The sequence below is a fragment of the Pseudoxanthomonas sp. P4_B2 genome (assembly GCF_056402315.1).
In genome coordinates this window covers 397,599-414,608 of the sequence record NZ_JBFUHQ010000002.1, presented here as the reverse complement: position 1 = coordinate 414,608, position 17,010 = coordinate 397,599, and the positions used below count along the sequence as shown (strand labels likewise).

Annotated in this window: 14 protein-coding genes and 1 riboswitch; of the genes, 5 read left to right on the top strand and 9 right to left on the bottom strand. The window is 63.5% G+C overall.

The window, feature by feature from the left end:
• Positions 1-117: 117 nt before the first annotated feature.
• From icd to queF, 4 genes are all read right to left on the bottom strand, one after another.
• Positions 118-1,446 carry an isocitrate dehydrogenase (NADP(+)) gene (gene icd / locus AC1DTQ_RS06350; RefSeq protein ID WP_477848677.1) on the bottom strand — a complete coding sequence of 443 codons (1,329 nt, stop codon included), beginning with the start codon at positions 1,444-1,446 and terminating at the stop codon, positions 118-120.
• Positions 1,447-1,621: 175 nt separating this feature from the next.
• Entirely contained in the window at positions 1,622-2,104 is a 483-nt protein-coding gene (locus AC1DTQ_RS06345; RefSeq protein WP_477848676.1) for a hypothetical protein, read from the bottom strand.
• Positions 2,105-2,147: 43 nt separating this feature from the next.
• Complete coding sequence (locus AC1DTQ_RS06340) at positions 2,148-2,450, bottom strand: LysM peptidoglycan-binding domain-containing protein (protein WP_477848675.1); 303 nt, start codon at positions 2,448-2,450, stop codon at positions 2,148-2,150.
• A gap of 107 nt (positions 2,451-2,557) precedes the next feature.
• Positions 2,558-3,373, bottom strand: coding sequence for an NADPH-dependent 7-cyano-7-deazaguanine reductase QueF (queF, locus tag AC1DTQ_RS06335; protein ID WP_477848674.1), 816 nt, complete (start codon positions 3,371-3,373; stop codon positions 2,558-2,560).
• Positions 3,374-3,451: 78 nt separating this feature from the next.
• Between queF and AC1DTQ_RS06330 the strand changes: the two genes are divergently transcribed.
• A complete protein-coding gene (locus tag AC1DTQ_RS06330; protein WP_477848673.1) occupies positions 3,452-3,880 on the top strand; it encodes a protease inhibitor I42 family protein in 429 nt (142 codons plus the stop codon).
• 10 nt (positions 3,881-3,890) lie between these two features.
• On the opposite strand, the gene AC1DTQ_RS06325 is transcribed toward AC1DTQ_RS06330, so the two are convergent.
• On the bottom strand, positions 3,891-5,210 hold the full coding sequence (locus AC1DTQ_RS06325) for an amidohydrolase (RefSeq protein WP_477848672.1): 1,320 nt from the start codon (positions 5,208-5,210) through the stop codon (positions 3,891-3,893).
• Positions 5,211-5,234: 24 nt separating this feature from the next.
• Here AC1DTQ_RS06325 and AC1DTQ_RS06320 point away from each other — a divergent pair, with 24 nt between their 5' ends.
• A complete protein-coding gene (locus AC1DTQ_RS06320) occupies positions 5,235-6,128 on the top strand; it encodes a TSUP family transporter (RefSeq protein ID WP_477848671.1) in 894 nt (297 codons plus the stop codon).
• Positions 6,129-6,133: 5 nt separating this feature from the next.
• Here AC1DTQ_RS06320 and AC1DTQ_RS06315 read toward each other — a convergent pair whose 3' ends face one another.
• Entirely contained in the window at positions 6,134-7,450 is a 1,317-nt protein-coding gene (locus AC1DTQ_RS06315) for an amidohydrolase (protein ID WP_477848670.1), read from the bottom strand.
• Between the two features lie 145 nt (positions 7,451-7,595).
• Here AC1DTQ_RS06315 and AC1DTQ_RS06310 point away from each other — a divergent pair, with 145 nt between their 5' ends.
• Both AC1DTQ_RS06310 and AC1DTQ_RS06305 read left to right on the top strand, forming a co-directional pair.
• Positions 7,596-8,918: an APC family permease gene (locus tag AC1DTQ_RS06310; protein WP_477848669.1), complete on the top strand. Its 1,323-nt coding sequence runs from the start codon at positions 7,596-7,598 to the stop codon at positions 8,916-8,918.
• A 196-nt stretch (positions 8,919-9,114) separates the two neighbouring features.
• Complete coding sequence (locus AC1DTQ_RS06305; protein WP_477848668.1) at positions 9,115-11,052, top strand: choice-of-anchor X domain-containing protein; 1,938 nt, start codon at positions 9,115-9,117, stop codon at positions 11,050-11,052.
• Positions 11,053-11,119: 67 nt separating this feature from the next.
• Here AC1DTQ_RS06305 and AC1DTQ_RS06300 read toward each other — a convergent pair whose 3' ends face one another.
• The 3 genes from AC1DTQ_RS06300 to AC1DTQ_RS06290 form a co-directional block, all read right to left on the bottom strand.
• Complete coding sequence (locus tag AC1DTQ_RS06300; protein ID WP_477848667.1) at positions 11,120-11,872, bottom strand: glutathione S-transferase family protein; 753 nt, start codon at positions 11,870-11,872, stop codon at positions 11,120-11,122.
• Positions 11,873-12,030: 158 nt separating this feature from the next.
• Positions 12,031-12,882, bottom strand: coding sequence for a formyltetrahydrofolate deformylase (gene purU / locus AC1DTQ_RS06295; protein ID WP_477848666.1), 852 nt, complete (start codon positions 12,880-12,882; stop codon positions 12,031-12,033).
• Between the two features lie 37 nt (positions 12,883-12,919).
• A complete protein-coding gene (locus tag AC1DTQ_RS06290) occupies positions 12,920-14,221 on the bottom strand; it encodes a serine hydrolase domain-containing protein (protein ID WP_477848665.1) in 1,302 nt (433 codons plus the stop codon).
• 55 nt (positions 14,222-14,276) lie between these two features.
• A riboswitch (cobalamin riboswitch) is annotated at positions 14,277-14,517 on the top strand.
• 213 nt (positions 14,518-14,730) lie between these two features.
• On the opposite strand from AC1DTQ_RS06290, the gene metE reads away from it, so the two are divergent.
• The gene (gene metE / locus AC1DTQ_RS06285; RefSeq protein WP_477848664.1) at positions 14,731-17,007 is read left to right on the top strand and encodes a 5-methyltetrahydropteroyltriglutamate--homocysteine S-methyltransferase; all 2,277 of its coding nucleotides are present in this window, start codon (positions 14,731-14,733) and stop codon (positions 17,005-17,007) included.
• Positions 17,008-17,010 lie beyond the last annotated feature (3 nt).

The window sequence follows — 17,010 nt, the reverse complement described above, 5'->3', positions numbered from 1 at the left end:
ACCTTCTCCCGCTCGCGGGAGAAGGGGTCTCTCCGGCGTTTTCATGGCAGCCAAGAAAAAAGCCCGGAGGTGCCGGGCTTTTTCGTTTCGCAGAGCACCTGTTTCAGAGCACCTGTTTCAAAGGTGCTTGATGATCTCGTCAGCAAACTCGCTGCACTTCACTTCGGTGGCGCCTTCCATCAGACGGGCGAAGTCGTAGGTGACGCGCTTGCTGGCGATGGCTTTGTTGACGCCTTCGATGATGGCGTCGGCCGCTTCGGTCCAGCCCAGGTAGCGCAGCATCATCTCGCCCGACAGGATTACCGAACCCGGGTTGACCTTGTCCAGGTCGGCGTACTTGGGCGCGGTGCCATGGGTGGCTTCGAACACGGCATGGCCGGTGACGTAGTTGATGTTCGCGCCAGGCGCGATGCCGATGCCGCCGACCTGCGCCGCCAGAGCGTCGGACAGGTAATCGCCGTTCAAGTTCAGCGTCGCCGAGACGTCGTATTCCTTCGGACGCAACAGGATCTGCTGCAGGAAGGCGTCGGCGATGGCGTCCTTGATGATCAGGCCGGCGCCCGGCTTGCCTTCCGGAATGATCATCCACGGGCCACCGTCCAGCTCGACCGCACCGTAGAAATCACGCGCCACCTGGTAGCCCCAATCGCGGAAGCCGCCCTCGGTGTACTTCATGATGTTGCCCTTGTGCACCAGGGTCACCGACTTGCGCTTGTTCTCGATCGCATAACCGATGGCGCTGTGCACCAGGCGCTCGGTGCCCAGGCGGCTGACCGGCTTGATGCCGATGCCGACTTCCACGGTCATGTCGCGGTGCGGCGCGCCGATGCTTTCCAGCGCCTTCTGCCATTCGTCGACTTTTTCCTGGGTGCCGAAGCGGATCTTGCCGAACGGTTGCGGGAATTCCTTGGCGATGAAGTCCAACACCTTCTGCGACTCGGCGCTGCCGCCGGCCCATTCGATACCGGCGTAGATGTCCTCGGTGTTCTCGCGGAAGATCACCATGTCCACGTCGCCCGGTTTCTTCACCGGCGAAGGCACGCCTTCGAACCAGCGCACCGGCCGCAGGCAGACGTACAGATCCAGCATCTGGCGCAGCGCCACGTTGAGCGAACGGATGCCGCCGCCGACCGGCGTGGTCAGCGGACCTTTGATGCTCACCAGATAATCGCGGCAGGCCTGCACGGTGGATTCGGGTAGCCAGGTGCCGTAGTTGTTGTTGGCTTTTTCGCCGGCGAATACTTCCAGCCAGTGGATCTTCTTCGCGCCGCCATAGGCTTTCTCTACGGCCGCATCGAGCACGCGCACCGAAGCGCGCCAGATGTCGGGACCGGTGCCGTCGCCCTCGATGAAGGGAATGATGGGGTGGTTGGGCACATTGAGCTTGCCGCCGCTGATGGTGATGGTTTCACCGCCGGCGGGCGGGGTGAGGACGGGTTCTGCCATGGAGTTGCTCCTGGGGTTGGAACGGAGCGCGCCGCGGGGGCCGCGCGCGATGCGTGTGAAGCGGACCGGCATTGTCGCGCTTAGCGGCGCGCAGGGCAAAGCCGACTTTTGTCGCGGACAAAAAAAGGCGCGGATTGCTCCGCGCCCGAGCTTGCCACCCTGGAGAGAGGGCGGTTTACTTGACTTCGATTTCCTGGGTCATGCCAGCGGGCTGGCCGTTGACGGTCACGTCGACCTTGTACTTGCCGGCCGGCCACGGGGTGGCCTTGGTGAATTCGACATTGGTGGTGCCGGCGTCTTCTGCCTTGACGTTGGCGGTCTGCTGCCCGGCGACCTGGCCATCCTGATAAGTCAGCTTGGCATCGATGGCGGCGTTGGCGGCAGTGGCGGCATCGGTCTTGACCGAAACGATGATCTTGTCCTTGACGCCGAACGTGCTGACGGCAGCGACCGACTTGTCTGCGGCGGCGGTGTTGCCGACGGTGACGCTGGTGGCGCTGACCGGAGCCGGAGCCGGCTCAACCGGGGCGGGAGCGGGCGCGGGCTCGGTCACGACCGGTGCCGGCGCGACGGCCTCTTCTTTCTTCTTGCAACCGGCCAGGGCAACGGTGCCGGCCAAAGCGACGATCAGAGCGTAGGAGATGCGATTGGGTTTCATGATGTCGGTCCTTGAATGGTTTGATTGGGAGAGAGAAGCAGGATCAGGCGGTCGTATCGGTGCCGGGCGGCAACTTAATCACCTGACCCGGGAAAATGCGGTCGGGATCGTCCAGCACATCTCGGTTGGCTTCGAAGATCTGTTTCCACGCACTGGCGTGACCAAGCTGTTCCTTGGCGATCTTGGAAAGGGTGTCGCCTTTCTCGATGGTGTAGGTGCGCTCGCCGATGATTTCCTCGGTGCTGTCGACCTTGGCGGTGACATCAGAAAAATCAGCCGCTTTCTGCTCGGTGCTGTCGACCTTGGCGGTGACATCGGAAAAATCAGCTTTCTTTTCGGTGCTCATGCGGGGCTCCTCCCTGAGGGAGTGGGGTGCTGGGACGCCAAATCTACACATGCATTGTTAAGAATTCATCGCCTGCAGGTGAAACCACAATTTCCCGGTTCATAACGCTATTGGCGGGTCTCGCGCAGAGCGATAGGCGAAGCGGATCCGTGCGTCGCGCGCCAGGGGTTTATGTCTAATCCGCCGCGCCGCGTATAACGCGCTTCGACCGACAACCGGCTGGGCCGGCAATGCGTCGAAACCTCTTGAAATATGCGCTCCACGCATTGTTCGTGAAAGCCGGCATGCTCGCGGAAACTCACCAGGTAACGCAGCAGTCCGCTGCGTTCGATACGCGGTCCGCGATAGGCCAACACCACGCTGCCCCAGTCCGGCTGGCCGGTGACCGGGCAGTTGGACTTGAGCAAATGTGAGACAAATACCTCTTCAACGATTTGCGCTTCATCCGACGAAAGGTAGGAGGGGTTCGGCGGACCGTAATCGCCGATTTCGATGTCCTGCGCGTCGATGGATTCGCCTTCATCCGCTGCCGACATTTCCGGCAAGCCGAACGCGACCGTCACGTCCGCGCCTGCGCGTGCCGACAGGTCGATGGCGATGCGTTCGCGCGCGGCCTCATCGCTGTTGAAACGTTCCGAGTTCAACGAGTTGAGGTAAAGCTTCAGCGATTTGGATTCCACCAGGTTCGGCGAATCGCAGGGCACGGTGAAAGTGGCGGTGGCCACGCACGGCTTGCCGCGCGCATCCAGCCAGCTCAGCTCATAGGCCTGCCAACGGTCATGACCGATGAAGGGCAGCGCGTCGCCGGCGATGCCGATCTCTGCGCGTCCGGTGGCGCGCGGAATCGGGAACAGCAAGCCAGCGTCATATTGCGATGGGTAGGCGACTTCCTGGCCCAGAGTGGAATCTTGTGGAGTATTCATGGCTTTCATTTTACGGGCGCGCCGGTAAGGTCAGGTGTATAAAACTGCGAATTCCGCCCTCCGCCACAGGATCCAGTCATGTCCTTAAAGCCGCAAGTCGTCGTCCTTCTCGCGTGCGCCATGGCCTTGCCCGGATGCGCCACGGAATCGAGCGACAAGGCCGAAACTTCCGGGAACGCGTCGGACTCCCTCGTGGTCGACGCGCGCGCAGGCGACGAAACCCGCCTGCGGCGCGGCCAGCTGCTGGCGATCGCACTGGACAGCAATGCCAGCACGGGCTACGCCTGGGAAGTCGTCGAGGACGGCAGCCCGGTGCTCGAACCGGCGCCGGTGCCCGCAAGCGCCGCACCGGCGGCTCCGCCGATGCTGGGAGCCGGCGGAACCTCGCGCTGGCGTTACCGCGCCGTGCAGAGCGGAACGACCACCCTGCGCCTGGTGTACCGGCGTTCCTGGGAACAGGGAGTCGAGCCGGTGCGGACCGCAAGCTACCGGGTGGTGGTGGAATAACGCCGGTGCGTTAGCCGTTTTCGCCGTGCAGGTAGTCCAGCGTCACTTCCATCAGCGCGCGGAAACCTATATCCAGCGAGGCTTCGTCGAGCAGGAATTTCGGCGAATGGTTGCTGGGCGCGGTGGCCGGATCGATGCCTTTGGAGGTCGAGCCGACGAAGAAGAACATCGACGGCACTTCCAGCGCATACAGCGAGAAATCCTCCGAGCCCATCTGCGGCGGCGGCTCGTACACATTGTCCTTGCCGACCACGGCCTGCAGGCTGGGCAACATCCTTGCGGTCAGCGCGGGATCGTTGACGGTGGGTGGATTGCCGTCTTTCTCGTAGATATCGGTCTGCGCGGTAGCGCCATGCGCGGCAGCGGTGTGCTCGGCCACGTTGCGCAAGTCGGCGAAGACCTGCTGGCGCATCTTCGGATCGAAGGTGCGGATGGTGCCGACCATTTCCACCTCATCGGGAATGATGTTGTAGCGAATGCCGCCCTTGATGGCGCCGAAGGTCACCACCGCCGGCAGCTTGGCGATATTGGTGCGGCGGCTGACGATGGTCTGCGCGGTGCCGATCATGTCCGCCGCAGCTACGATGGGATCGATGCCGTTCCATGGCGCCGAGCCGTGCGTTTGTCGGCCGGTCACCTTGATCGAGAACCGGTCCGAGGCGGCCATCAGCGGCCCCTGCCGTACCGCGATCTGTCCCGCCTGCACGCTGGAGAACACATGCAGTCCGAACACCGCTTCCGGCTTGAAGTCCTTGAATAATCCTTCCTTCAGCATCAGCGAAGCGCCGCCTTCCTCCGGCGGTGGCGGGCCTTCCTCGGCGGGTTGGAAAATCAGCATCACCGAACCGGGCAAGTCCTTGCGCATGGCCACCAGCGCCTCGGCCACGCCCATCAGGATGCCGGTGTGCGCGTCGTGACCGCAGGCGTGCATTACGCCGACGTTCTCGCCGCGATAGGTGGAAGTCGCTTTCGACGCGAACGGCAGGCCGGTCTGTTCGGTCACCGGCAACGCGTCCATGTCCGCACGCAGGGCGATCTTCGGTCCCGGCTTGCCACCGGCGACTATCGCCACCACGCCGTGGCCGGCCATGATCTTCGGTTGCAAGCCGAGTGCACGCAGGTGTTCGGCCACCTTGGCCGAAGTGCGCTCCTCGCGATTGGAGAGTTCCGGGTGTGCATGGAAATCGCGACGCCAGGCGACGATCTTCGCGTCCAGGTTCTTCGCCGCAGCGGCGATCTCGGCGCGCTGGACCGGCGCTTCTTGCGAGTGCGCGTTGAAAGCGATGGCCAACGCGGCGAACAGCGGAACGATTCGGACAGGGAAGGGCATCGATGTACTCCATGGGTTTGCGCGATGCTAACCCGCGACGCGCATCCGTGGGCCGCGGTGGGGATATCATCGGCTTCGCATTCGGTGCCCGACGTGGTGCCTGCGTCCCGTTCCATGCCACCGGATGATCACTTGGAAGAGCTAGGTCTGCTGATTCTGCTGCTGTTGTTCATCGCCGCGATGCTCGCGGGATTCATAGACGCCATTGCCGGCGGCGGCGGCATGGTCACCATTCCGGCGATGTTGCTGGCGGGCATTCCGCCGCTGCAAGTGCTGGGCACCAACAAGCTGCAATCGCTATTCGGCTCGGGCTCGGCCAGTCTCTCCTATGCGCGTCACGGCCATGTAAACCTGCGGGCTCAATTGCCGATGGCGCTGACGGCGGCATTGGGCGCGGTGGCGGGTGCGCTGCTGGCGACGGTGGTGCCGGCCGAAGTCCTGAAAGCGGTCCTACCGTTCCTTCTCATCGGCATCGCCCTCTACTTCGGGTTCAAGCCGGATGTCGGAGAACTGGATCGCCATCGGCGCTTGAGCGCCACGGCCTTCGCGTTGACTTTCGTGCCGGCGATCGGTTTCTACGACGGCGTGTTCGGCCCCGGCACCGGTTCGTTCCTGATGCTGGGCTTCATCGCACTGGCGGGCTACGGCGTGCTCAAGGCGACGGCGCACACCAAATTCTTGAACTTCGGCTCCAACGTCGGCGCCTTTGCCGTATTCCTGGTGCACGGGGCGATCTTGTGGAAGGTCGGACTGATCATGGGCGCCGGACAGTTCCTCGGCGCGCAGCTGGGTTCGCGCTACGCGATGAAGAAGGGCGCCAGGATCATCAAACCGCTGCTGGTGATCGTGTCGGTGGCACTGGCCATCAGGCTGTTGGCGGATCCAAGCCATCCGCTACGTGTCTGGCTTGGTATGTAACCTCATCACCGGCTCGGCTGATTCAAGTAATCCAGCGCCACCTGCAGCATCGCCTTGCTGCCGACCTGCAGCGACTGTTCGTCCAGCAGGAACTGCGGCGAATGGTTGATCGGCGCGGTCGCGGGGTCGGTGCCGGGGGCAGTCGATCCGACGAAGAAGAAGAAAGTCGGCGCGGCGGTGGCGTACTGCGAGAAGTCCTCGGCTACGGTGACCAGCGGCATCTCCACCACGTTGCCTTCGCCCAGCGCGTGCTCCAGCGAAGCGCGGCCGCGTTGTGCCAGTTCCGGATCGTTGATCGTGGCCGGTGCATTGTTCACCACCTGCAGTTCCGCCTTGCCGCCGCCGGCATGGGCGAAGTCTTCCGCGGTGCGGCGGAAACGATCTATCACGTCCTGACGCACCACCGGATCGAAGGTGCGCAGAGTGCCCACCAACTTGGCTTCATCGGGAATGATGTTGAAGCGCACGCCGCTCTGGAACTGTCCTGCGGTCAGCACCACCGGCGTGGCCGCTATATTGACCTGACGCGCGATGATCGATTGCGTGCCCAGCAGGATCTGCGCACCGATCGTGATCGGGTCTACGCCATCCCAGGGTCGCGAACCGTGAGTCTGTTTGCCATGCACGGTCAGCGTCCATTCGTCGGCGCTGGCCATCAGCGCGCCGCTGCGGGTGCCGACCTTGCCGACCGGCAGGCCGGCCCAGACGTGCAGCCCGAACACCGCGTCGGGTTTGAAGTCGGTAAAGATGCCCTGCTTCAACATCAACGCGGCGCCGAACTCCTCACCCGCGTTGGGCGGACCTTCCTCGGCGGGCTGGAATACGAACATGACCTCGCCCGGCAACTGATCCTTCATCGCCGCCAGCGCCGAAGCCACGCCCAGCAGCATCGCCACGTGCGCGTCATGGCCACAGGCGTGCATGATGCCGACCGGCTGGCCGCGATATTCGCCGGTCACCTTCGACGAGAAGGGCAGGCCGGTCTGCTCGGTCACCGGCAGCGCGTCCATGTCGGCGCGGATGGCGATGCGCGGGCCGGGTTTGCCGCCTTTGAGGATGGCGATGACGCCGGTTTGCGCGATGCCGGTTCTCGGCTGCAGGCCTAGCGCGCGCAGCTGATCGGCGACCAGTTTCGCGGTGCGGACTTCATGGGTGCCGAGCTCGGGATGTTCGTGCAGGTCGCGACGCCATTCGACGATCTTGGGTTGAAGGCGTTGCAGCTCCTTGGCGGCGTCGGAGTCCTGTGCATGTGCCGAGACGGCAACGCTCAGGCCCAGAAGGGAAGACAAACCCAGCATCGCAAACTGATTGACGGAAAACATCCGGAGACTCCACACGGGATGTCGCGATGGTATCGCGACCGGCGCGGTTCTCTACATAAGCCGATGGAATATCGATAACCTGCGCACGATTCGCAATCCATGGGCCAGTCATGCGACGCTGCCTGCGCCCCGACTAAGGACACCTATGAGCGCCGAACCTGTTGCCCAAACCAAGCCGCTGGAAGGCGACGCCGCTCTGATCCGCGCGGTCGGCTCGTTCGCGCTCGCCGCCGCAGTGATGAACATCATCGTCGGCGGCGGCATTTTCCGCATGCCGGCCGCATTGTCCGCGCAGTTGGGTACAGCCGCACCGCTGGCGCTGATCGCCGGTGCGCTGGCCATCGTTCCGGTCGCCTTGTGCTTCGCCGCCATCGGCAGCCGCGCGGTCGCCACCGGCGGACCGATCAGCTATCTGGGAGCGACCTTCGGCAGCTTCGCCGGTTTCATCGCCGGCGCGTTGATGTGGATCAGCAATGTGGCCTCCAGCGCGGGCGTGGCCGCCGCGTTCGCGGTGCAGATGGCCAATCTAGTGCCGTTGTTCACGCAACCGTTGCCGCGCATTGGCTTGCTGACGATCCTCTATCTGCTGCTGTTCGCCTTGAACGCTTTCGGGGTGAAGTTGGGCGCCCGCGCCATTACCACGCTGGCTGCGTTGAAACTGACGCCCTTGTTCTCGTTGGTGGGAATCGGCCTGTTCTTCGTGGATTGGACCCAGGTGAGTTTCGCGGTCGGCGATCTTCCGTCATGGACCGCACTGGGCACCGGCATGGTGCTGGTGATGTTCGCGTACTCGGGCATGGAAACCGCATTGGTTCCTTCCGGCGAAGTGCGCGATCCTTCGCGCAGCGTACCGCGCGCGACCATGGTGGCGATCCTGCTGGTGGTGTTGCTGTACATGGGTCTGCAGATCGTCAGTCAGGGGTTGCTGGGTCCGGTGTTGGCAGCGAGCGGCGTACCCATCGCCGATACGGCTGGCGTGCTGTGGAAGACGGGTCGCATCGTGTTGCTGGTCACTGCCTGCATTTCGATGGCCGGATTTCTGCTCGGCAACCTTCTCGGTTCGTCGCGGCTATTGTTCGCATTGGGACGCGACGGTTATCTGCCGCACGCCTACGGCCGCGTCAGCGCCACCCATCGCGTGCCGTTGCTGGCGCTGGCCACGCACGCGGTATTGGCGTGGCTGCTGGCGCTGGGCGGCACCTTCGATGCGCTGGCGCTCATTTCCGGCGGCGCGATCTGTCTGGTCTATGCGTTGGTGAGTCTTGCGGCATGGCGCGGGCAGAGGATCGGTTTGCGCGAACGCGGCGAGCCCTTCGTGTTGTGGGGCGGACCGCTGGTGCCGCTGCTGGCGGTGGTGGCGATGCTGTTGATCGTAACCACCTTGACCGGCAAGGAATGGCTGGCGATCGGCATTGCCCTGGTGGCTTTGGTCGCGACCTACGGGATGCTTCGCGTCGTCCGTCGCTGAGACGCGCAGCACAGTTGCCTTCCAAATCTGCTGCGGCCTGCTGCAGCGCACATTGAACCGCCCCCCGGAACCCGTATAACCGGCTTTGCCATTCGGGAAGCAGGGATCTGCGGGTGTGCCCATCCACGTCGTCCGGCCGGCCGTAATTTGCCGCGCCGACCGACGTGTCCATGACCATAAGGAAGGGGAAGGCATCATGTCCAAGGCAATGAAGCTGTCGCTGTTGTTCGCGTTATCGCTGTCCGCGTCCGTGTCCCAGGCTCAGACCGCATTGATTCCCAAGCAGTTGTCCGGCCCGCCAGAAGAGTTCGCGCAGATGCGCGCGCCCGATCCGGCGCAGTCGGCAGTGATCTCCAAGAGCGCGCTGCTGCCGATCGAGTTAAGCGGCAAGAGCGCTGCGGCGATCAGCCTGCCGGTAGAGAACGGCAAATTGCGTTTCGCGCTGTTCTCGGGTGGCGCCGATTGGCAACCGGAATTGGCTTCGCCTTCCGGTCGCCCGTTGATCGCGCAGAAGATGGCCGGCAGCGCCAAGGCGACCCGACTGGGCCTGGCCGACAATGCGTATCCAGCCACGGAATACGTCCTGGAAGGGCTGCAGCGCGGTCAATGGACGCTGACCCTGCGGTCCGCTAACCGTCTAGCCAAGAGCAGCCAAGCGCAACGCGGTTATGTGTTGATGGAAGGCGAAGCCAGTACCGAGCTGGCGTCGTATCCCGTGCATCGACGTCAGTGGGTCGGCAACAGTTTGGGCTTCACTGCGGTGCTCAGTGGCAGCGCGCAGAAGAGCACTGTGATGGGTGCGGCGGCCGGCCGTATTCAGCGCGGTAGCCTGCGGGTGATCGCACCGGATGGCAGCGAGAGCCGATGGCCGATGTCCGACGATGGACGCCGTGGCGATGCGGTCGCGCGCGACGGGATTTATGGCGGTACGTTCACGCCGAGCGCAACGGGTACTTACATTGTCCAGGTCATAGCGCATGGCATCGACCGCGATGGTGCTGCGTTCATGCGCACGGCCGAGCATGTGGTGCCGGTGATTGCGCCCGGATTGAAGCTTGTCGCGTCGCAGGTCGGCGCGGTGTCGGCAGGCGGCACGCGCATGAGCCTGGGTATTCCGGTGACGGGCAATCTGGATCCCGCACGTCGCTACCGCGTGTTCGCCGAGGTCTGGGGTCGGGGTACGGACGGCAGGCAGGTGCCGGTGGCCTGGATCGGCGGCATGGCTTCGGCCAAGGGCCGGCAGTTGCCGTTGGGTTTCGACCAGCGCTGGATCCAACGCGCCGGCGCGCGTGCGCCATTCTCGCTGCGCAACGTACGCATCGAGGATGCCGATTACTTCATCCCCGTGGCCAGCGCAGGAAGCCTGAGCCTCGCGCTGCCGAGCAGCATCGCGACGCTGGCCAAGCGCAGCGCGGTTGTCGATGAATCGATGGTAATGGGCCCGCGCCCGGCCCTTATGCAGACCAAGGCAGGCACCGGCTCGCGCTTGATCCTGGTGCATGGCTATTGCTCCGGCGGGGTCTGGCCGCAATCGCAGTTCACCAACGCTTCCGCGTTCCTAGATACCAACCAGAATCGCAGCCACGACCAGTTCGCACAGTTGCTGAAAAACTACGGCAGTGCCTGGAACTCGTTCGGCACAGTGGCCCATAGCCAGGGCGGTGCCGCGGCGCTGCACTTATACGCCTACTACTGGAGCGGCCTGGACAACGCGACCGGCAACCGCTTGATGCAATCGGTGGGCACGCCTTATCAGGGCACCAACCTGTCCGGCATCATCGCCACGGTTGGATCCTGGTTTGGTGTGGCCTGCGGCTCCAACTACGACATGACCTACGACGGCGCCTCGGCCTGGCTGGCGGGCATTCCGAGTTGGGCGCGGGCCAAGGTGAACTACTACACCACCTCATTCAAGAGCACCAACTGGTGGACCAACGACTACTGCAATTTTGCCTCCGACCTGGTGCTCTCCGATCCGGAGGACGGCACCACCGAGAAGGCCTACGGGCAGTTGCCCGGCGCGGTGAACCAGGGGCACGTGACCGGACAATGCCATACCACCGGCATGCGCGATCCAGCCCAGTACCTGGATGCCGGCCGCAATGGAGTGATGAACAGCAATGCCGCGCGTTAGCGCTGGCCACGGCATTCGCGCATGAGCAGGCCGCGGGCAGGGCACCGGCCTTGCCCGCGGCTGGACTTCATTCCAGCCGCATCACCCCGCGCCGTGGCGGCGAGGTTCCCAACGTTTCCGCGCTGACCGGCGCGCCCAGTTCCACCAGAACCTTTCGCTGCTCCGGCAAGGGCGTACGCATGCTCTTCTGCTCGAATTCACCGAGCTTCTGGAAGGCGGGCAATGCCCACATACGTTCCAACAGCGCCGCCGTACGCGGCCAGCGCTGCGCATCCACCGCATAACGCACGAAGGCGGCGTTGCGGAAGAAACTGGCGATGCTGATGTCGGCCACGCTGAGTTCGCCGAACAAGAAACCTTCCGCCGGCATCTGCGATTCCAGATAGTCCAGCGCAACGGGAAGCTGCTCGTCGCGCGCGCGGGCGATGACGGTTTCGTCTGGCTCTTCGCCGAACAGGTAACGCTTGACGCCCTTTTGGTAGAACATGCCCCAGATCACCACATCGCCCAGCCACGAATCGCAGTACTCCTCAAGCCAGCGCGCTTGCGCACGGTCGCCGATATCGGCCGGATACAGAGAAGGTTGCGGATGGAGTTCGTCCAGGTACTGGCAGATCACCGAAGAATCGTTGATGACGCGGGCGCCGTCGATCAGCACCGGGATACGGCGCAATGGGCTCAACTCGCTGAAACGCTCGTTGCCCACGAACGGCGCGATCGGGTCGATGCTGTAGTCCAGGCCTTTCAATTCCATGCACACAAGTACCTTGCGCACGTAGGGCGAGATGTAATTGCCGATGATGTGGTAGTTGGCAGGCATGTCGGCATCCACTCCTAATAACGAAAATCCCGTCCGTCATCCCAGCGAAAGCTGGGATCCATCTTGATTCTGCTCTTTGCTTGGCGTGAACAGCCAAAGCCAAAGTCAAAATGGATCCCAGCTTTCGCTGGGATGACGACGCTCCTTATTAATTCGCTTCATCGAAACACCACCGTCCGGTGTCCATTCAACAGGATCCGGTGCTCCACATGCCGGCGCACCGCGCGCGCCAGCACCTGCGACTCGGTATCGCTGCCTACCCGCACCAATTCCTTGGGCGTCATCGCATGATCCACACGCGCCACATCCTGTTCGATGATCGGGCCTTCATCGAGATCGCGGGTCACGTAGTGCGCGGTAGCACCGATGATCTTGACCCCTCGCTGGTGCGCCTGATGGTAGGGCTTGGCACCCTTGAAGCTGGGCAGAAAGCTGTGATGGATGTTGATAGCGCGTCCGGCCAGTGCATCGCACAGCTCCGGAGACAGGATCTGCATGTAGCGCGCCAGCACCACCAGATCGATATCTTCGTCCTCCACCAGACCGGCGATCCGTTGCTCCTGGGCGGTCTTCGTTGCCGCAGTCACCGGCAGGTAGTGGAAAGGAATCCCGTAGGACGCAGCTAGCGCGGCGAAATCCTCGTGATTGGAGACGATGCCCGCGATATCCACCGCCAGCTGTCGGCTATGCGCACGGAACAGCAGATCGTTGAGGCAGTGTCCCTGGCGGCTGACCAGCACCAGTAGCCGCGCACGTCGGCGCGCGTCGTGGATCTGCCAGACCATGCCAAAACTCTCGGCCAGCGAGCGAAAATTCTCCCGCAGCAGTTCCGCATCGGTCGCCTCCGGCAGATCGAAATGCACGCGCAGGAAGAAACGCCGGGTCTCTTCGTCGCCGAACTGCTGTGCGTCCTGGATATTGCAGCCGAGTTCGTACAACAGACCGGTGACGCGATAGACGATGCCGGTGCGGTCGGGGCAGGACAGAGTGAGGATGTAGTCGGGGCGCATGCATGAATACTAGCCTGTCGGCCCCTGCCGACGCAGGCTAGAGGTCGTAGGACAGCAAGTCGTATCCAGTCGCCGCGCGCACGACACGCTGGTGAACGAAGGAACCGCTGCCGCCGTTGGTCAGCACCACGATGCCGCGCCCTCGTTGCGCATCGCCGACCGCGAAGTTCTTGAAGATGTCGCCGTTGCTGCCGGAGTGGTAGAACACCGGCCCGTCGCGGGTGGCCTCCATGTTCCAGCCCAGCCCTTTCTCCGTCCATCGTCCGGGAATCTTGATCTGGGGGGTGAGCATCGCCTGCCGCGTGGTCTCGCTGATTTCCCAGCTCGCGCGCCGCCGACGCGTCATCATCAAGGTCAGGAAGGTCGCGTAGTCCTGCACCGTGGTGCGCAGACTGGCCGCCGAGTTGGCCAGGATGTCGCCCGGCCAGGTCACTAGCCCAGTCGGCGCCAGCGCCATCACCTCCGGCAAGGCGCGAGCGGCATCGTCGTATTTCCAGGAGGAAAGCGGTTTTCCCCAACGCTCGGCGACTTGCTGGGCGATGCTCCATTGCTCACGGAACATCTGCGGCGGCATGCCCGTTCCGGGCTGGTCGTGTCTGCGATGGCCGTAGACCGAGCGAGCGGCCAAGTCCGTATTCCAGGTGTAGCCGCTGTCCTTCATGCCGGCCGGGCCGAACAGATGCGTCTGCATCGAATCGTCCAGGCTTTGGCCGGTGATCGTTTCCACCGCGAGCTGCAGCCAGAATATCGCCTCGCCCGAATAATCGATGCGCGTCCCCGGCTTGACCATCGGCACCAGTTTTTCCATCGCTGGCGACTTGCGCCAGTTCGGCAGACCGGTGGAATGACGCAACACGTCGCGCGTGGTGATCAACTCGATCCAGGGATGGTCGGCTAGGTAATCCGGACGCCGGTACCGCACCAGCGGGCGATCGAGATCGATCAGGCCCTGGTCCACCAACTGCAGCACCAGATAGGCGAATACCGGTTTGCTGAGCGAGGCATCCTCGAACACCGTGCGCGCATCCACGGGCGTACGTATGAGCGCATGGGTCACGCCGAATGGACGGCTCCATGCAACTTCGCCCTCTTCGACCACGGCAATGCCGACACCGGGTACGGCGAACGCTTCCATGATCCGCGGCAGCTCGGCAAGGAAGTCATCAGAAGGAATCCACGTGCCGGATTGCGTCCTGCATGCGGCCGCAATGGCGCTGATCGGCGCCAGGGCCGCAATGCCCGACAGGGCGCCCAACGCCATGAAATGGCGGCGAGCTGGCGAGTGAGGAGGCGGGCTGACTGGCATCACCGGCATTGGATAGGTTTCCAAGCGAAGCATCAAGGTCGCTCCCCGACTCCTGGATGGCATGGCTTGACGCCTCGTTGCCGACGGCGTACTTTGCGCTTGCCAAGGTTTCCATCGCTTTATACGGATATAGCGATGGAATTAAAAGGGAAGCCGGTACGAACTCCGCAAGAGTCCAATTCCGGCGCTGCCCCGCAGCGGTATTTGGAAACGAACCTCGCCATAGCACTGGTCCTGACGGGCCGGGAAGCGGCGGGAAGTAGGCCAGCGCACTCGCATCCGTGCGCCCGTCCATGAGCCCGAAGACCTGCCTTGGCCGGAGAGCAAGAACGCTCTTCGCATGACCTGGAACTTCCGAGGGGGAGTGGCCGGAGCTTACGTCCGCGGCATCGTCCCGGACGTGTCCTCTTGCCTTTCTTCAATCGAAGTCCGGTTCGCCCGCGGGGGCGAAGGTCGTTGGCGTGGCGAGACCGGCCGCATTGCGGTGCGGATCGCCCGCGGCTCCTTCGTTCCTCATCCGAAACCGCATGAGGACACGCAACATGACAACTGTTACCAATCTGGGCTTCCCACGCATCGGCGCCAAACGCGAACTCAAGCGCGCATTAGAAGCCTGCTGGCGCGGCGAGGTCTCCACCGTCCAGCTGCAAGACACCGCGCGCGATCTCCGCCAGCGCCACTGGCAGCTGCAGAAGGAGGCCGGCGCCGACGTGGTGCCCAGCAACGACTTCTCGCTGTACGACCACGTGCTGGATACCGCGTTCCTGTTCGACGCCATCCCCGACCGCTACAGGGATCTGGCCGACCGCGATCCGCTGGCCGGCTATTTCGCGCTCGCGCGCGGCCTGCAGAAGGACGGCGTAGACCTGCACGCGCTGGAAATGACCAAATGGTTCGACACCAACTACCACTACCTCGTGCCGGAACTGCATCGCAACCAGCAGTTCCGGTTGCGCGGCGACAAGCCCGTGGCCGAATTCCTGGAAGCGAAGGCGTTGGGCTTCGACGCGCGGCCCGTATTGTTGGGACCGGTCAGTTTTCTGTTGCTGTCGAAGGCAGTGGACGGAAGCGACCGTCTGGATCTGCTCGACCGCTTGCTGCCGGTGTATGCGGAACTCCTCGGCCAGCTGAAAGACGCCGGCGCCGAGTGGGTGCAGATCGATGAGCCCTGCCTGGTGCTGGACCAGGACGCCGACGACCATGCGGCCTATCGCGCCGCCTATGCCGCACTTGAGAACGTACCGCGTCCCAAATTGCTGTTGGCCACTTACTTCGGCGCGCTCAACGATAACCTCGCCCTAGCGACCTCCTTGCCCGTCGAAGGCCTGCATGTGGACCTAGTGCGGGGCAAGGAACAGCTGGATGCGGTGTTGAAAGCCTTGCCCAAGCAACGCGTGCTTTCCCTGGGTCTGGTCGACGGCCGTAACGTCTGGCGCAGCAATCTGGACAACGCGCTGATCCTAGCCAAATACGCCAGAGGCCATGTCGGCGCGGACAATCTATGGCTCGCGCCCTCATGTTCGCTGCTGCACGTGCCTGTCGATCTGACCAGCGAGAAATCGTTGCCTGGCGATCTGCATTCGTGGCTATCGTTCGCACGCCAAAAGATCGAGGAACTCAAGACTCTCGCCGATGCGCTGCAAGGTCGACCGGAAGCGGAGGCGGCGTTGAGCGTCGCGCGCGACCGGCTGGAATCCAGGCGGCAGTCTTCCCGGGTGCACAAGCCGGAAGTGGCCGCGCGCTTGGCCGCCTTGACCGAAGCCTCCGCGCAGCGCAGCTCCGGCTATCAGGCGCGACGTTCGCTACAACAGACGGCCCTGAAGCTGCCGGCTTATCCCACCACCACTATTGGCTCGTTCCCGCAGACGCTGGAAGTGCGGGAGGCGCGTGCCAAGAACAAGTCCGGCACGCTTTCCGATGCCGATTACGACGCGTTCCTAGCCGCGGAAACCGAAAAATGCGTGCGCTTCCAGGAAGGCATCGGCATCGACGTACTGGTGCATGGCGAATTCGAACGCAACGACATGGTCGAGTATTTCGGCGAACAGCTAGAGGGTTTCGCCTTCACCAAGCTCGGCTGGGTGCAGAGCTATGGATCGCGCTGCGTGAAGCCGCCGATCATCTACGGCGACGTGACCCGCCCGCAGCCGATGACCGTGCGCTGGTCGCACTACGCGCAGTCGCTGACCGGCAAGCCGATGAAGGGCATGCTGACCGGCCCGGTGACAGTGTTGCAATGGTCGTTCGTCCGCGACGACCAGGCGCGTTCACGGACCTGCAGGCAAATCGCGCTGGCGCTGCGCGATGAAGTGACCGACCTGGAGGCCGCGGGCATCGGCGTGATCCAGATCGACGAGCCGGCGATCCGCGAAGGCTTGCCGCTGCGCCGCGCGGACCGGGAGGCGTACCTGGACTGGGCAGTGGAAGCGTTCCGCATCACCGCCTCGGGCGTGGCCGACACCACCCAGATCCATACCCACATGTGCTACTCCGAGTTCAACGACATCATGGACGCGGTCGCGGCGATGGACGCGGATGTGATCTCCATCGAGACCTCGCGTTCGCGAATGGAGTTGCTGGAGGCGTTCGTGAAGTTCCGTTATCCAAACGAGATCGGCCCGGGCGTGTACGACATCCACTCGCCGCGCGTCCCTGATGGGCAGGAAATGCTGGACCTGCTGAAGAAGGCGCGCGCCGTACTGGCGCCGGAACAGATCTGGGTCAATCCCGATTGCGGACTGAAGACGCGGGGCTGGCCGGAGACGCGGGCGGCGCTGACGGCGATGGTGGCTGCGGCGAAGGAAATGCGGGCGGCGTAGAGT

Coding starts and splice junctions, on each gene's coding strand:
- icd (WP_477848677.1), bottom strand. CDS start 1,446: ATGGCAGAACCCGTCCTCACCCCGCCCGCCGGCGGTGAAACCATCACC.
- AC1DTQ_RS06345 (WP_477848676.1), bottom strand. CDS start 2,104: ATGAAACCCAATCGCATCTCCTACGCTCTGATCGTCGCTTTGGCCGGC.
- AC1DTQ_RS06340 (WP_477848675.1), bottom strand. CDS start 2,450: ATGAGCACCGAAAAGAAAGCTGATTTTTCCGATGTCACCGCCAAGGTC.
- queF (WP_477848674.1), bottom strand. CDS start 3,373: ATGAATACTCCACAAGATTCCACTCTGGGCCAGGAAGTCGCCTACCCA.
- AC1DTQ_RS06330 (WP_477848673.1), top strand. CDS start 3,452: ATGTCCTTAAAGCCGCAAGTCGTCGTCCTTCTCGCGTGCGCCATGGCC.
- AC1DTQ_RS06325 (WP_477848672.1), bottom strand. CDS start 5,210: ATGCCCTTCCCTGTCCGAATCGTTCCGCTGTTCGCCGCGTTGGCCATC.
- AC1DTQ_RS06320 (WP_477848671.1), top strand. CDS start 5,235: ATGCTAACCCGCGACGCGCATCCGTGGGCCGCGGTGGGGATATCATCG.
- AC1DTQ_RS06315 (WP_477848670.1), bottom strand. CDS start 7,450: ATGTTTTCCGTCAATCAGTTTGCGATGCTGGGTTTGTCTTCCCTTCTG.
- AC1DTQ_RS06310 (WP_477848669.1), top strand. CDS start 7,596: ATGAGCGCCGAACCTGTTGCCCAAACCAAGCCGCTGGAAGGCGACGCC.
- AC1DTQ_RS06305 (WP_477848668.1), top strand. CDS start 9,115: ATGTCCAAGGCAATGAAGCTGTCGCTGTTGTTCGCGTTATCGCTGTCC.
- AC1DTQ_RS06300 (WP_477848667.1), bottom strand. CDS start 11,872: ATGCCTGCCAACTACCACATCATCGGCAATTACATCTCGCCCTACGTG.
- purU (WP_477848666.1), bottom strand. CDS start 12,882: ATGCGCCCCGACTACATCCTCACTCTGTCCTGCCCCGACCGCACCGGC.
- AC1DTQ_RS06290 (WP_477848665.1), bottom strand. CDS start 14,221: ATGCTTCGCTTGGAAACCTATCCAATGCCGGTGATGCCAGTCAGCCCG.
- metE (WP_477848664.1), top strand. CDS start 14,731: ATGACAACTGTTACCAATCTGGGCTTCCCACGCATCGGCGCCAAACGC.